Consider the following 16,491-nt stretch of genomic DNA (forward strand, 5'->3'; position numbering starts at 1 on the left):
GGAAAATGGCTGATTGCAACGTCTCACATAGCTGGTACGGATAAATTCTCATTCACGGCACCATAAACGTACACGTCAACACATACCAAAGATGCTTCAAAAATCGACTAATTCGTAGTGCCGGAAATTTCGGCGGTTCCGGCACATAACCCCTATCAGCTATATAATAACCAGCTACGACACTGAAATATTAGTGTTTTCTACCATCGTTTATATGGGGAAAAGGTTCTAAGCATGAGCATAGCAAACTGTGATCTGAATACATTCGCTACTAAACTCAACGATGTATTAACACTCAGTGTGCCAATTCGCACCCCTGAAAAACTTTTTGGGCGGGAACGCCAGTTGGAAACAATCCAACTGGCTCTGAAATCCCCAGGAAGGCATGTTTTCATTTATGGTGATCGGGGTGTCGGTAAAACATCGCTGGCTCATACTGCTGCCAATCTGGTGCAGTCTTCAGACAAAAAACCTCTAATGGTAAGTTGTGATCCTGATTCAACGCTGGAGTCCGTAATCACTGCTATTTGTGCGCAGAGTTTGACGAATATGCCTTTCGAACGGTATAAAACCTCAACTACTCTGGGTATAAATCTGTCTGCTATTAAAGCTGAGGCAAGGTTGGATGAAAGAGACCTTCCTTCAATTCAAACGATTATGAATATGGCTACGGCGGTAGCTGGCCTCAAATACATTAGCCAATATTACTCTGAAAACACCGTCATCGTTATTGATGAGTTCGATCTAATCCGCAATGAAGAAGAAAGAGCCAGATTCGGTCTACTTATCAAGCAACTCAGCGATGGAGATGTCCCTATACACATTATTTTTACTGGAATTGGGCAGTCTATTTCTGACTTGATTGGTGGTCACCTTTCCAGTCAGCGACAGATCGAACAAATAGATCTGGATCGTTTACACTGGAGTGGACGACAATGCATCGTAGAAAGCGCTTTTAGTCACTTTAGCATTGATATCCCCTCTGTAATTGCAGATCGCATCTGCGCCCTTAGTGATGGCTTCCCCTATTATGTTCATTTAATGTGCAGCAAACTTCTTCATGAGTGTTATATGGCAGAAGGTATTATCGACAGCGTTACCCGAGAACTCTTCATGTCCTCTCTAGATGCAGCTGTCATGTCAGCTGAGGAAACACTGAGAAGATGCTATGAAATGGCCACATATCGTGATGAACACATGCACTATATATTGTGGGCTATGGCCGAAGGTGCCGACCTTAATCGTAAGAAAGATCATTTTATTATTTCATATCTGCAAGTCATGAAGTTATTGGTGCTGCAACCGCTAACGCAGAAGGCTTTTGATAGTCGTATCAGCAGATTACGGCAAGATAATCATGGTGCCATACTTTCCCATGCCCTCATAGGCAACGACGGAGTTCGACCAGGCTGGTATCGTTTTGAACATTAGCCCGCCTGCGGCGGGAGCTAAGACTCTGTTAGAGAGTGACTTTCTTCAGCCATCGTAGCTCGCTATACTCCCGTGTATGCACATACCTCGACCGGCAAAACTCCTCTTCCAGATTGATGATGGCTGGGGCCAGTTACTCGCTAAACACGGCAATGTCGTCCCCGAATGGACCAAACTGGTCGTCGAGCGAATGCTCGCCTGCGGGACCGGCGCCATGGGCGTTCGCCGCTATTGTTGCGCTTCTGCCCACTGTTCTCACACCAAATACTTCTGCCAAAGTTGTAAAAACAAAGGCTGCAGTGCCTGTGGCATGAAAGCCACCGAGCAATGGATTGCTGAGCAACAGCACATCCTGCCCGACTGCGAATGGCAACACATCACCTTCACCATGCCCGATAAACTCTGGCCCGCCTTTGCCAACAACTGGCCCCTACTCAACAAACTCTTCGCCTGCGCTGCCAATACCCTGCTGAAATGGGCTAAAAAACTCGATATCGAAATAGGCTTGTTTGTAGCCCTGCATACCTATGGCCGCCAGCTCAATCAGCATCCGCACATTCATCTGTCCGTCACGCGCGGAGGTTTGTGCCTCAAACACGGCGTCTGGCGGCCGGTTTACTTCAAAAAGAAAATCGTTGAGCGCTATTGGCGTCAAGCCGTCATCACCTTGTTGCGAGAAAGCTATGCCTCGCTCAATGTATCTGCTGCCGGCTATCAACACATTCGGGATTACCGGGAATGGTGCCAGTTTCTTGAGGCGCAGTTTCAGCGTCGCTGGAAAATCCACTTTGCCAAAAAGACCCGACACGCCCGGCAAAACGTCAATTACCTCGGTCGCTATCTGAAACGGCCACCGATTGCCGCCTCAAAACTGCGTCATTACACCGGCGGAGCCGTTGTTCATCATTACTATGACCACCGGACTCAGCAACACCGTACGCAACGACTCAGCCAGGAAGAGATGCTGTGGCGCTATATCAGCCATATCCCGTCACGTCATTTTAAGATGGTGAGGTATTACGGTTTTCTGGCCAACCGCAAACGGGGTGAGTTATTGCCTAAGGTCTACACCGCCCTGGGGATTGAAATGAAGAAAAAACCGCAGAAACCGGGCTTTGCGTCGCTGATGAAACAATTTACGAATGTGGATCCTTACCAGTGCGTGTTGTGTGGTAGTCGGATGATTTTTAACAGTGCGGAAGCCGGTATCCGTGCAGAAGAGTTATTGGCGCGACGTCGGCAGGAGTTCAAAACAGAGCGATGGTTGCGGCAAGCGGCATAGGGAAGATCTGCCTGAAATTTGGATTGGGCATCAAAATGGGGGTTATTTTAACCAATCGTCAACGTCGCGCTGCATGAGCTGACGAAACTCATGGCCCTATAACCCTATTTTGCCTCTAACCTAAGGGAAAAAAAGGGATCCAACTTCCTAACCATCGAGTGTATTATGCTGTTGATAATAAAGAGATTATACTCCTACTCATCGGCGGTGATAAGACTACACAGGATAAAGATTTAGATAAGGCCGTGACCTTTTGGCGAGATTATCAAGCGAGGTAAAATATGATCACAACCAATAATAAGAAATCTTCCGCGAAGGTAGTTGACCATAACGACGCGATGATCGCCGAGTTAAAAGAAAACCCATCTTACGCCGAGATTTATCTACAGACGGCATTTGAGGAAATTTACGAACCTGGCGGTATTCCTGCCTTTTTGACAGCGCTACGCCGCGTTATTGAAGCCCGAGGCGGATTGGGTGAGTTTTCCAAACAATCTGGTATATCACGGCAGCATCTTTATACATCTTTATCTGAGAATGGAAATCCGACTTTATCCCGTCTTGTTGAGATAACCCGAGCTGTCGGTGTTCGGTTATTCCACACTTCACAAACTAAGTAAATTAGCCCGCTAATGCGGGCTTACATTACATGCAGATTGACGCCTAAATGAAGCGTTGAGGAAGATGCAGTAGAGACTAGATGAAGTGATTCTCTGGTATCAAAAATGATAAATCAACGTATATGAGAGTATTTTTTACGGAGAGTCATCCGCTATCACTAGGGTATACTCTAAAAATATTAGTCTGATTGTCTGATGCTAAGATCCGACTTTATGGATAGTTAAAATAATTTAAAGTACCGTCCAAATAAGGGAGGTACTTTATTGTTTAGACATCTGAAAAAGTCTTCTTACACATGCAAAAAAAGCTGATATTTATTAAGAGTTACTCTAGTGGCACTTAATAAGGTTATGTCGCATTAAGAGCTTGTCAGGTAACATGCTGTTTTTTTTATGATGTTACCTGTCCATGCCTCTAATCCGAAAAGCCTTCAAACGCCTGCATTATCCCGTCGATATCATCGCCCAGTGTGTTCGCTGGTATCTGGCTTATGCCCTGAGCCTGCGTAATCTGGAGGAAATGATGGCAGAGCGCGGTATTGTCGTTGACCATTCCACGCTCCATCGCTGGGTCATCCGTCTGGTACCGTTGTTGGATAAGGCATTTCGCCGGCATAAGCGTGCCGTTGGACATCGGTGGCGCATGGACGAAACCTACATCAAAGTCAAAGGTCAGTGGAAATATCTGTACCGCGCGGTGGATAATGCCGGTCAAACCATCGACTTTTTGCTGACCGCCAAACGGGACGCAGCTGCCGCATTACGCTTCTTTCGCAAGGCCATTCGTCATCACGGCGAACCCAAGGTAGTGACCATCGATAAAAGTGGTGCCAACACAGCCGTGCTATCCACACTCAACGCAGACAAAACAGAAAATGAGACCATCACAGTCATACAGAGTAAATACCTGAACAACCTGATTGAACAGGACCACCGCAATATCAAACGACGAACAAGGCCAATGCTGGGATTCAGCTCATTTCGGCGCGCGCAAACGATATTGGCCGGCATTGAGTTAGTGCACATGATACGCAAAGGACAATTTGATCATCCCGGTGGTGCAGCGTTGTTACCGGCGGAACAATTTTATCTGTTGGCTGCCTAAAAAATAGACATCTACCATTCTTTCGTCTTCTCTTCGTTAATGCGACAGAACCAAAAAAACAGCATACTACCTGACCACGCCTTAATGCGACAGAACCCGATAGAGCACAGACAACAGTGCCGAAACACTGTTGTCTGTGAGGAGGTATTACTCTTAGAAGTTATATTTAACGCCTAACATGACCGCCGTATCACTGTAGCCTTTGTTGCCCACTTGCTGACCAACATTGCCCCACAGATTCACTTGCTTATTGAGCTGCCCTTCAACACCCACTTTCAGTTCCGCAATATTGGCTGCGCCGTCTTGTTTCACGGTCACGCTATCCATTGTAGTACCAAAATCGTTGGTATTATGGACCCAGTTCGCTTCAACAAACGGCTGGAATACCCGGTCTTTGCCTTTGTCCTGGTCACTGTAGCCCTTCATAAACGCTTTCACGCCCAAACGGGTCTGGATATTGCCATCACCTTCACCTGACACATTCGTGCCGTTGGCTTCTTTATGGTCATCGGCTTTCACACCCATCCACGTCACTTGTGCTTTTGGCTGGATAAAGTACGTGGCGTTTTTAGCAGCATTCTCGCCCACTTTAAAGGTATAGCCACTCTCAACAGAAGCCGTTACCCCTTTGGACTTGTATTCTTCAGACGCTAAATCCTGACCATCCACGGTGTTGTTAAACCAGCTGTACTGTGCCCAGCTGTCCACGTATAAGCCAGACTTGTCGGCATCATTGGCATACCAGGTACCGTAAATGCCGGTGCTGTAACCGTCAGTTGACCCTTTGGCGTTGTAACCCGACAAACTGGACACTGTGGTACTCTTGCTGTTGCCGTAACCGGCCATCAGGCCCAGATGGAAACGGTCCCTGTCGTTATTGCTCCATTGCGCAATATCGCCCCCTAATTGAACCACGTAGCGGTTAGCCTGTGTGCTCAACTGACCCGAGGTATCACGGGAACGATTGTGCCCGCCTTCATTACGCAGCCACAGACTGGTGACTTTCTGCTCGCCGGTCAGGGCATCAATGTACTGCGTTTCACCCAGGCGGTCATGCAGTGTAGTGACAAACATATTATTGACTGCCGCCAGGTTGGCGGTATAGCTGCCAGCTTCCGGACGTTGAAGCAGTGTTGGTGGTGTTGGTTCTGGTGTTGGTGTTGGTGTTATTACACTGGTCAGATACCAGTTGCTGGCATTTGTATCTGCACCGCGCACCAATAAGTAATCATAGGCACCCGCCACAATACGGCCATTTTTGACAAACTCCCCATCAGAAACACCGCTGACCTGTATTAACTCAATACCGTTGAGCGTTGCGGCACCACTGCCACCGAGGTTGTTCACTCCCACATACGTGGTTCCGGCAGTACTGCCGTTCACCACCAACTTATCGGTGACCGATGCATCATCAGCCAGCACGGTATTCAACAGCAGGCTGCCGCCATTCCCCACATAATCGCCGTTAATGATGGTGACATCGCCCGCGCGGCCGTTGTCCATGTTCAGGATACCGGTGCTGGCGTTGGTGAAGGTACCAACATTGTTGAATGTGGTGGTCTGCACCGGGTCAGTTACAGACCCGTTCGCGGCGATAAGGGTGCCGTTATTGACCAGGCTATTGCTGGCTGTCAGCGCGCCGAACTCATTGGTCCCACCTGCGGTGACCCAAGAGCCGCCGGCGTTGTTAATGACACGGTTGCCTTCATCGCTCAGTTGAACAGTCCCCTGCAACAGGCCACTGTTGGTGAGGGTTCCCTGTGCTCCGCTGGTCTGGATAGCGATATCTGAAGCGCTGCCTGATAAATTACGGACAGTCCCGGCGTTGGTGATATCGATTGGCGTGGTCGAATTGACGTCAATACCGGTAAGAGCGCCTTGCACCGTACTGCCGGTGTTCACCTCGACAGACACCGGTCCAAGGCCGGTGTTTATCGCCTGAATGCCTTGCATGCCTCTCCCTGTTACCGTGCCGGTCGTAGTAATCGATGTTACCCCCGCGCCGCGATTTTCAGCAAGAATACCAACGTTTCCGGAGACATCAGCGGCCTGAATGGTCAGGTCTGTACCGAGGTTTATGGCATAAATACCATAACCTGCAAAACCCTTAGAATCATAATCTTCTGTGCTTTTCACCATGCCGGTACTGGTGATGGACAGCGCGCCCGTGCCGTAGTTTGAGGCATTAATTCCGTAACTCCCGCCTAAAACATCGGTAGTCTGGATGGATAGGTCAGTGCCGACGTTTATGGCGTAAATACCACTACGATTCGGCCCACCAGTGCCGGTTACCGTACCGGTACTGGTGATGGACAGCGCGCCCGTGCCGTAGTTTGAGGCATTAATTGCGTAATTCCCTAAAACATCGGTAGTCTGGATGGATAGGTTAGTGCCGGCGTTTTCAGCGAAAATACCATACCCGTTTGTGCCGGTTACCGTGCCGGTGGTGGTAATGGACATCTCCCCCGTACCGTTATTGGTGGCATTAATGCCTGCACCTTCACCAAAGACATCGGCAGCCTCAATGGTCAGGTCCGTGCCAGCGTTCGTGGCATCAATGCCGTACGCATTTGTGCCGGTCGCCGTGCCGGTGCTGGTGATGGACAGCGCACCTGAACCACGGTTGTCAGCATTAATACCGAAATACAGTCCGAAGGTATCAGCGGCCTGTATGGTCAGGTCTGTGCCGGTATTGATAGTAAAAATACCAGATCCCTCCGTACCCGTTGCCGTGCCGGTGCTGGTGATTGACAACGCACCTGAACCACGGTTGTCAGCATAAATACCGAGAGTTCCGAAAACATCGGCAGCCCGTATGGTCAGATCCGTGCCGGTGCTGTTGTTAACAGCTTTAATACCGTAATCGGTTGTGCCAGTCACCGTGCCGTCGGTGGTAATGGATAGCATGCCAGACCCATTGTTTACACCAGTAATACCTGTACCTCCACCAAAGACCTCCGAGGCCTGGAGGATCAGGTCCGTGCCGAGGTTATCGTTGTTGTAGACATTAATACCGTCCCCGGTTCTGCCGGTTACCGCGCCGGTGGTAGTGAGGTACACAGATCCAGAGCCTTTGTTACTGGCGAGAATGCCGTACCGCTCTCCGGTGATGGTGGACCCATTGTCGTCGGTAAAGCTCAGACCGTCGGTCCCATTCAAATTAATCGCATATATATCGCTGGTAACGATGCCGAAGCCCGGTGCGGTGGTCACCAACAGCGGCGAACCATACAAGACCTGATTTATGTCAGTTCCACTATTCTGCACGCCCGAACAGGTATAAATACCGGCCGAGCCGGTACACGACCCGGCATGGGCCGTTCCTGCTATACTACAAAGGATGACTGTACTCAGGGTGCTCAGAAGAAATGTACGCCTGCGAGTATCGCGGGACGTCGGACTGCCGGTTGATTTCAACATTTAATTTATTTGTTCCTGTGGAAGGTATTGTTGCCTTTTATAAGGCCAACGGTATGGTTGTGGCAGGTGCTGCCAATAAAGACATCAACATCAATAATTAAAATAAATAATACATACAAAACCCTCAAAGAAGGGCCTCAATAACATCATCGAAAAAGAGTCCGAAATAGCTAATGCCGAACAAGCCGATGTTAGGGGGAAACTCATTAGAAATAATACCTTGGGAGGTCGTCCTTAGCTCAGTAATTCTATTGATTGGCTACGGGATAAGTATGGCTCAAGATGTTTCTATAAACAGTTAACAATAATATTGTGTTTGTGCGATACATTATTTTTATATCATATAGCGATAATTATTAACTTAATATAGGAATGCATCATCCATTTAGTAAGAAATTTCCGGTTCTGTCGAAAATCTGAAAGCTCAGTGATACTACGGACCAAGACATCCGAGTAAAGGTTGAATGATGCTCAGTTTTAAAGGTCGCCACTTTCCTAAAGATATCATTTTGATGGCTGTGCGGTGGAAGCTTGCCTACCCGCTCAGTTATCGTCATATAGAAGAGCTTCTGGAAGAGCGGGGCGCCACTGTAGACCATTCAACAGTGCAAAAATGGGTCGCCCATTATGCGCCGCAACTTGAGCATTCTTTCAGAAAAAGCAAGAGGCCTGTAGGGTGCAGTTGGACGATGGACGAAACCTATATCAAAGTGAATGGCCAGTGGGTTTACCTTTATCGGGCGGTGGATAATGACGGGCATGCGATTGATTTTATGTTGTCAGAAACCCGTGACCGCGCGGCGGTATTGAGGTTTTTCAAAAAAGCGATTGGCGCCAGTGGATTTCCAGAGAAGGTCAATATTGATAAATCAGGCGCGAATACTGCGGCGTTAGAGCGTATCAATAACCTGTTATTCCTCTACGGTCTTTGGCCTTTGTTGATTGAGGTCAGGAGAATAAAATACCTGAACAATTTGGTGAGGCAAGACCATCGAGGGATTAAAAACATCACGAAATATACGCTCGGATTTAAATCATTTGAAACGGCCGAAGCGACTATTGCGGGAATTGAGTTGCATAGGATGCTTAAGAAAGGACAACTGGAAAACGCCGGCGATACGCCAGCCTGGAGGCAGTTTTATTCGTTAGCGGCTTAATTACGCCCTGAATAAGGCCACACTCGACTTTGCCCAATATTTTCGACAGAACCGCTGAAATCGCTAGGGGTCATGCGGGTTCACTGAAAAAGGGATGAATAGCCTCAGTTTTCATGACAACTCCATTTTTTTGCAACAAGCCCCGTTCTATTCGTTAGTGGCCTCACTATGCCCAGAATAAGGCCCCTTCGATTTTGTAGAATATTTTCAACAGAGCAGCGGAATGTACATCACAAAAAATAGCATGTTACCGGACAACGCCTTAATGCGACAAAATCGCCCCTGTTAAATGGGAAATTTCTCACTGAATAGAGGCTGTATTCCTATATCAAGTTAATAATTATCGCCATATAATACTGTCTTATATAACAATATCATTGTTGAGCGTTTATAGAAACATCGTGAGCCATACTTATCCCGTAGCCAATCAATAGAATTACTCAGTTAAGGACGACCGCCAAAGGTATTGTTTCTAATAAGATGTCCCCTAACATCGACTTGTCCGGTATTAGCTATTTAGGACTTTTTTCCTATAATTTTATTGCGGCCCTTTTTGATGGTTTTTGTATGTATTATTTCTTTGAATTACAGATATTGATGCCTTTATTGGTAGCACATGCCACAACCATGCCGTAGCCCTTATAAAAGGCAACAATACCTTCCACAGGAACAGATAAATTAAATGTTAAAATTAACCCGTTGCCCTCATCCCAGCGATACTCGTAGGCGTAAATTTCTTCTGAGCACCCTGAGTACAGTCATCCTCTGTAGTATGGCCGGAATGGCTCACGCAGGCTCGTGTACTGGCTCGCTCGGTGTTTATACCTGTTCGGGAGTTCAGGATAGCGTAACCGATTCCACTCAGTACTTGTCAGGTTCACCGTTGTCAGTAACCACTGAGCCTAACTTCGGCATCGTTACCAGTTCAGACGAGGCGTTTAATCTGAATGGGACCGACGGTCTGAGCTTTACCGACGACAATGGTTCAACTATCACCGGACAGGAGTACGGGATTTTAGCACGAAACGACGGTGCAGGAGTGCTGTCAATCACTACCACTGGTACAGTCACCGGAACAAACCTGTTTGGCATTAGTGCTACCAATAGCACCGGCACGGACATGATAATCCAGGCTGCAGATGTCTTTGGAGGTATGTTAGGTATTGATGCCTATAACAATGGCACAGGTGAGCTGTCCATCACTACCACTGGCAATGTGACCACCACAGGCCAGATGGGCATTTCTGCCAACAACGCCGGCACTGACTTGGCTATCCGAGCTGCCAATGTCTTTGGCGGCGGTCTAGGCATTGTAGCCAATCTCTTTGGCACGGGAACGCTGTCCATTACCACGACAGGTATGGTAACTGCAGGGGTCGGAATTTACGCCAACAACGCCGGTTCTGGCGCGCTGTCCATTACCAGCACTGGCACAGTGACTGGCATAATTGGGCACGGCATTAATGCCTACAACGATAACCTCAGCACAGACCTGACTATCCAAGCCACTGATGTCTTTGGAGGTGATGTAGGCATTAGAGCTGACAACCGTGGTTCTGGCGCGCTGTCCATCACCAGCACTGGCACTGCAACTGGTACGGTCGAGTCTGGTATTGCTGCTGCTAACGTCGGTACGGACCTGACCATAAAGGCTGCCGATGTCTCCGGGGGAACTGCAGGTATTGATGTCACCAATAACGGCTCTGGCGTGCTGTCCATTACCACGACAGGCGTGGTAACTGGCACTACCGGGTACGGCATTAGGGCCACCAACGATGGCACGGACCTGACCATTGAGGCTGCCGATGTCTTTGGTGAAGGTGCAGGCATTTATGCCACCAATAACGGTACGGGGGAGATGTCCATTACCACCACCGGCACGGTGTCTGGAGACCGGTCCGGTATTCTCGCCTATAACTACGGCACGGGTGCAATGTCCATCACCAGCACTGGCATAAATACCGGCATAAACGGTGGGAGCGGTATTGCAGCCGAAAGCACTGGCACTGACCTGACCATCCAGGCCGCCGATAACAATGGACTGTATTACGGTATTAATGCTGACAACCGTGGGTCTGGCGTGCTGTCAATCACCAGCACCGGCACGGCAACGGGTACGGAGGGATCTGGTATTTTTACTACCAATATCGGCACAGACCTGACCATACAGGCCGCTGATACCTTCGGACTGTATTACGGTATTAATGCTGACAACCGTGGTTCAGGTGCGCTGTCCATCACCAGCACTGGCACTGCAACTGGTACGGTCGAGTCTGGTATTGCTGCTGCTAACGTCGGTACGGACCTGACCATAAAGGCTGCCGATGTCTCCGGGGGAACTGCAGGTATTGATGTCACCAATAACGGCTCTGGCGTGCTGTCCATTACCACGACAGGCGTGGTAACTGGCACTACCGGGTACGGCATTAGGGCCACCAACGATGGCACGGACCTGACCATTGAGGCTGCCGATGTCTTTGGTGAAGGTGCAGGCATTTATGCCACCAATAGCGGTACGGGGGAGATGTCCATTACCACCACCGGCACGGTGTCTGGAGACCAGTCCGGTATTCTCGCACGAAACGACGGTTCAGGTGCGCTGTCAATCACCAGCACCGGCACGGCAACGGGTACGGGTACGGATGGATATGGTATTTCTACTACCAACCTCGGCACAGACCTGACCATCCACGCCACTGATGTCTTTGGAGGCGATGCAGGCATTTTAGCCATCAACAGTGGCACTGGTGCGCTGTCCATCACCAGCACTGGCACTGCAACTGGTACGGACGAGTCTGGTATTTATGCTTATAACCAAGGCACCGACCTGACCATCCAGGCCGCTGATGTCTCCGGAAACGTTGGTATTCTTGCTGAAAATCGCGGCACGGGGGTAACATCGATTACTACGACCGGCACGGTAACAGGGAGAGGCATGCAAGGCATTCAGGCGATAAACACCGGCCTTGGACCGGTGTCTGTCGAGGTGAACACCGGCAGTACGGTGCAAGGCGCTCTTACCGGTATTGACGTCAATTCGACCACGCCAATCGATATCACCAACGCCGGGACTGTCCGTAATTTATCAGGCAGCGCTTCAGATATCGCTATCCAGACCAGCGGAGCACAGGGAACCCTCACCAACAGTGGCCTGTTGCAGGGGACTGTTCAACTGAGCGATGAAGGCAACCGTGTCATTAACAACGCCGGCGGCTCTTGGGTCACCGCAGGTGGGACCAATGAGTTCGGCGCGCTGACAGCCAGCAATAGCCTGGTCAATAACGGCACCCTTATCGCCGCGAACGGGTCTGTAACTGACCCGGTGCAGACCACCACATTCAACAATGTTGGTACCTTCACCAACGCCAGCACCGGTATCCTGAACATGGACAACGGCCGCGCGGGCGATGTCACCATCATTAACGGCGATTATGTGGGGAATGGCGGCAGCCTGCTGTTGAATACCGTGCTGGCTGATGATGCATCGGTCACCGATAAGTTGGTGGTGAACGGCAGTACTGCCGGAACCACGTATGTGGGAGTGAACAACCTCGGTGGCAGTGGTGCCGCAACGCTCAACGGTATTGAGTTAATACAGGTCAGCGGTGTTTCTGATGGGGAGTTTGTCAAAAATGGCCGTATTGTGGCGGGTGCCTATGATTACTTATTGGTGCGCGGTGCAGATACAAATGCCAGCAACTGGTATCTGACCAGTGTAATAACACCAACACCAACACCAGAACCAACACCACCAACACTGCTTCAACGTCCGGAAGCTGGCAGCTATACCGCCAACCTGGCGGCAGTCAATAATATGTTTGTCACTACACTGCATGACCGCCTGGGTGAAACGCAGTACATTGATGCCCTGACCGGCGAGCAGAAAGTCACCAGTCTGTGGCTGCGTAATGAAGGCGGGCACAATCGTTCCCGTGATACCTCGGGTCAGTTGAGCACACAGGCTAACCGCTACGTGGTTCAATTAGGGGGCGATATTGCGCAATGGAGCAATAACGACAGGGACCGTTTCCATCTGGGCCTGATGGCCGGTTACGGCAACAGCAAGAGTACCACAGTGTCCAGTTTGTCGGGTTACAACGCCAAAGGGTCAACTGACGGTTACAGCACCGGCATTTACGGTACCTGGTATGCCAATGATGCCGACAAGTCTGGCTTATACGTGGACAGCTGGGCACAGTACAGCTGGTTTAACAACACCGTGGATGGTCAGGATTTAGCGTCTGAAGAATACAAGTCCAAAGGGGTAACGGCTTCTGTTGAGAGTGGCTATACCTTTAAAGTGGGCGAGAATGCTGCTAAAAACGCCACGTACTTTATCCAGCCAAAAGCACAAGTGACGTGGATGGGTGTGAAAGCCGATGACCATAAAGAAGCCAACGGCACGAATGTGTCAGGTGAAGGTGATGGCAATATCCAGACCCGTTTGGGCGTGAAAGCGTTTATGAAGGGCTACAGTGACCAGGACAAAGGCAAAGACCGGGTATTCCAGCCGTTTGTTGAAGCGAACTGGGTCCATAATACCAACGATTTTGGTACTACAATGGATAGCGTGACCGTGAAACAAGACGGCGCAGCCAATATTGCGGAACTGAAAGTGGGTGTTGAAGGGCAGCTCAATAAGCAAGTGAATCTGTGGGGCAATGTTGGTCAGCAAGTGGGCAACAAAGGCTACAGTGATACGGCGGTCATGTTAGGCGTTAAATACAACTTCTAAGAGTATTTTCCGGGGCCTGTATTGAGCGTCAATCAGGACCCGGAAATTCATTCATTTACTTGATCTGACTTTTTACACTTTCTTGTAAAGAAAATAGTCAATAATTTGGTTTTACCCTAAGAAGGGAAATAATTAACTAACGGAAGTTAGTCTTTCTCTTATAATTCAATAACAACCAAAAAAACTACATCAAAAACATTGGAGTTCAACATGGGTGACGTCATTATTTTCAGCAATTACTCTCTCATTAGATACACTCTAAAAGAAATCATCAATGAAGTCATCAATGAAAGCCTTACCGACATCACAACAATTAAAATCCAGGAATCATTTGAGCATTTTAAAATATCAATAACAACATTAGAGTGTCCTTTAATCATTTTAGACATGGATGGAATATCTAGATTAGAACTTTCGTTTATTTTTGACAATATCAATAAAGAATCAAGATTATTTTTATACACTTCGATAGTTGACCCAGGTCATTCATATATCATGATGGAATTAGTAAAAATATCATGTGGTTATATAACTAAAGTGACGCCTGTCGAATTTTTGAAGTTGACACTGTCCAATTTTATTTTAAACCATGAAATGAAGACGGTGCCGTTTGAAAGTGATAATGCTAAAGTCAAACTAACCAAGCGTGAAGAACAAGTCATTCACTATATTTTAAAGGGTGATTCAAATAGTGAAATCGCAAAAAAACTCAATATTAACAATAAAACCATCAGTACACACCGAACGAATATTTTAAAAAAATTTCAATTAAAAAATACAATAGATTTATATAAAGAACTTGAGGGATGCAAATGATTAACGTGATCATCTGTTTACCAATAGTGTTAACCCACATTCAGGTGCTGGCTGTTATATTTATAAAAAATCAACGGAGTACCTTATGTTGATGTAATATCATTGACACATGAAACCTCATGTGACATAAAATGCTTAGAACGATAATTTTATCGAAATTGACCACGGAAAGTTGAAGCAAATGATCAGTTTTGCAAACGCCTTTTAAGGCCTTATAGTAGTCGGTCGACAACCTAAATATTTTCTATTATCGAAGAAAATTATCTAATTCTATTTTCTCAACAAACCTTTCTGTTGGATATAGAGACAATTCAGTTTTGTTCCGTTAACAGAAAAAAATCATCAAAAGTTGCATTTATTTTTATACTGCTAAAATGTGAATTATTTTTCCTGGGACAATCTGGGGTCTATCGCATCAAGGTGTCGTCAGGTAACATGCTGTGTTTTTGTGACGATGCGGCCTGCCTATGCCTCTGATACGAAAAGCCTTTAAACGACTATCCCATAGATATTATAGCGCAATGTGTTCACTGGTATCTGACTTACGGCCTGAGCCTGCGCAATTTGGAAGAGATGATGGCAGAACACAGTATTATAGTTAACCATTCCACGTTACACCGCTGGACTATCCGCCTGGTGCAGCTACTAGATAAGACCTTTTATTAGCATAAAGTGGGTGCATGGACGAGACTTAAATTAAAATCAGAGGCCAGTGAAAATACCTATTGGCGCGCATTGAGCTAGTACAAATGATACGCAAGGGGCGACTTCCGCATCCTACCGTGGTAGCCTTTATCACAGTGAGAACAAATTTATCTGTTGGCGGCCTAAAAAATCGGCAGCGCAACTTTTTCTAACTTACCTGTACTATTGCGACAGAACCGCAATACTAGACAGTCGTTATTATTTAATCATAAAAAAAAGAAAATACCTCCAATGAAGTAGGCGATATACTTACATACAAAAAAGATTTTTCCTATAATTATAAAGAAACATTCCAATATATAAAATTTAATTTTATATATAAGATACTGAATATAAAGAATATTTTTCAATGGGTAAGTTAACCCAAATTTATTTTTATATTTTTCGACTATGTCACTTAGCATTATCATGTAGCACACGAGAATGTTAAGTAGCTAAATAGGCTTTAACCCAATGGGATATAATAGATGAGTATTCTTATTTACAGTGATAGTGCGTTAATTAGTTTTTTTTTACAGTCATCCCTGGAAAATAATGTTTTAAATATAAAAAAATCAGAAAGTAACAATCTAATTATATGTGAAAGTCTATCAAGCTTAGAAAAAAATATTTATAATGATATTCATCCGATGATTATCATTGATGTTGACAATATAGGAAGAATTGATTTATACAGATTATTCCATTTTATTGAATTAAAAAATGGCCGAATTCTAATTTTTACAAAAAAAAATGAAGCTTCTAATGGCTATATTGCGATGCAGAAAGAGTCGCCATTTATTATGAGTAAAGAATCATCATTAAATAAGATGGAAAAAGACCTTTATAACTTTATTTATAATCCCAATTTCTTTTTAAGAAAAAATAATTTCAATACAGCAAAGAAAACCTTATTAACACCAAGGGAAATGGAAATTTGCAGCTATATGTTTCGTGGAATGTCAAGTAAAGACATTGCAATTCAACTAAATATTAGTGTAAAAACAGTGTTTACACATAGGAAAAATATAAAAACAAAATACAAATCAAAAAATATAATTGATTTATATATGAAAATAAATCGGCTGTAATACACATGCTGCTACAACATATAATTTCAATGAAAATTAATACTAGAACAATCTGAGAAAACCTCGACATTGTTAAAAATATATAATTAACTATTATTTTTCTCTATATTTCAAGTAATATGTATTTAAGTTATCAATAGGTTCTGTTGC

At 46.4% G+C, this 16,491-nt stretch carries 9 protein-coding genes and 1 pseudogene; 9 read left to right on the forward strand and 1 reads right to left on the reverse strand.

From position 1 onward, the window contains the following. Positions 1-234 precede the first annotated feature (234 nt). The 4 genes from V1955_RS22435 (at position 235) to V1955_RS22450 (ending at position 4,438) form a co-directional block, all read left to right on the forward strand. Entirely contained in the window at positions 235-1,431 is a 1,197-nt protein-coding gene (locus V1955_RS22435; RefSeq protein ID WP_442821476.1) for an ATP-binding protein, read from the forward strand. A gap of 76 nt (positions 1,432-1,507) precedes the next feature. After that, a complete protein-coding gene (locus V1955_RS22440) occupies positions 1,508-2,713 on the forward strand; it encodes an IS91 family transposase (protein WP_442821477.1) in 1,206 nt (401 codons plus the stop codon). 281 nt (positions 2,714-2,994) lie between these two features. Next, positions 2,995-3,333: a helix-turn-helix domain-containing transcriptional regulator gene (locus tag V1955_RS22445; RefSeq protein WP_050288233.1), complete on the forward strand. Its 339-nt coding sequence runs from the start codon at positions 2,995-2,997 to the stop codon at positions 3,331-3,333. Positions 3,334-3,742: 409 nt separating this feature from the next. Further along, positions 3,743-4,438: an IS6 family transposase gene (locus V1955_RS22450; RefSeq protein ID WP_442821478.1), complete on the forward strand. Its 696-nt coding sequence runs from the start codon at positions 3,743-3,745 to the stop codon at positions 4,436-4,438. 153 nt (positions 4,439-4,591) lie between these two features. On the opposite strand, the gene V1955_RS22455 is transcribed toward V1955_RS22450, so the two are convergent. Further along, on the reverse strand, positions 4,592-7,858 hold the full coding sequence (locus V1955_RS22455) for an autotransporter outer membrane beta-barrel domain-containing protein (protein WP_442821479.1): 3,267 nt from the start codon (positions 7,856-7,858) through the stop codon (positions 4,592-4,594). Positions 7,859-8,322: 464 nt separating this feature from the next. Here V1955_RS22455 and V1955_RS22460 point away from each other — a divergent pair, with 464 nt between their 5' ends. The 5 genes and pseudogenes from V1955_RS22460 (at position 8,323) to V1955_RS22480 (ending at position 16,341) form a co-directional block, all read left to right on the forward strand. Continuing rightward, positions 8,323-9,015: an IS6 family transposase gene (locus V1955_RS22460; protein ID WP_442821480.1), complete on the forward strand. Its 693-nt coding sequence runs from the start codon at positions 8,323-8,325 to the stop codon at positions 9,013-9,015. A gap of 682 nt (positions 9,016-9,697) precedes the next feature. After that, positions 9,698-13,750: an autotransporter outer membrane beta-barrel domain-containing protein gene (locus tag V1955_RS22465; protein ID WP_442821481.1), complete on the forward strand. Its 4,053-nt coding sequence runs from the start codon at positions 9,698-9,700 to the stop codon at positions 13,748-13,750. 210 nt (positions 13,751-13,960) lie between these two features. Continuing rightward, the gene (locus V1955_RS22470) at positions 13,961-14,566 is read left to right on the forward strand and encodes a helix-turn-helix domain-containing protein (protein ID WP_442821482.1); all 606 of its coding nucleotides are present in this window, start codon (positions 13,961-13,963) and stop codon (positions 14,564-14,566) included. A gap of 467 nt (positions 14,567-15,033) precedes the next feature. Further along, positions 15,034-15,226: pseudogene (locus tag V1955_RS22475) on the forward strand (IS6 family transposase); the annotation flags it as partial. 512 nt (positions 15,227-15,738) lie between these two features. Beyond that, positions 15,739-16,341, forward strand: coding sequence for a helix-turn-helix transcriptional regulator (locus V1955_RS22480; RefSeq protein WP_442821483.1), 603 nt, complete (start codon positions 15,739-15,741; stop codon positions 16,339-16,341). The last annotated feature ends 150 nt before the right edge of the window (positions 16,342-16,491 follow it).

The sequence above is a fragment of the Yersinia sp. 2545 StPb PI genome (genome assembly GCF_052217125.1).
Classification (GTDB): domain Bacteria; phylum Pseudomonadota; class Gammaproteobacteria; order Enterobacterales; family Enterobacteriaceae; genus Yersinia; species Yersinia enterocolitica_E.

Bases quoted from the DNA above. Each gene is read 5' to 3' on its own strand.
- V1955_RS22450 (WP_442821478.1), top strand. From the start codon at position 3,743: ATGCCTCTAATCCGAAAAGCCTTCAAACGCCTGCATTATCCCGTCGAT.
- V1955_RS22440 (WP_442821477.1), top strand. From the start codon at position 1,508: ATGCACATACCTCGACCGGCAAAACTCCTCTTCCAGATTGATGATGGC.
- V1955_RS22460 (WP_442821480.1), top strand. From the start codon at position 8,323: ATGATGCTCAGTTTTAAAGGTCGCCACTTTCCTAAAGATATCATTTTG.
- V1955_RS22455 (WP_442821479.1), bottom strand. From the start codon at position 7,858: ATGTTGAAATCAACCGGCAGTCCGACGTCCCGCGATACTCGCAGGCGT.
- V1955_RS22435 (WP_442821476.1), top strand. From the start codon at position 235: ATGAGCATAGCAAACTGTGATCTGAATACATTCGCTACTAAACTCAAC.
- V1955_RS22465 (WP_442821481.1), top strand. From the start codon at position 9,698: ATGTTAAAATTAACCCGTTGCCCTCATCCCAGCGATACTCGTAGGCGT.
- V1955_RS22480 (WP_442821483.1), top strand. From the start codon at position 15,739: ATGAGTATTCTTATTTACAGTGATAGTGCGTTAATTAGTTTTTTTTTA.
- V1955_RS22470 (WP_442821482.1), top strand. From the start codon at position 13,961: ATGGGTGACGTCATTATTTTCAGCAATTACTCTCTCATTAGATACACT.
- V1955_RS22445 (WP_050288233.1), top strand. From the start codon at position 2,995: ATGATCACAACCAATAATAAGAAATCTTCCGCGAAGGTAGTTGACCAT.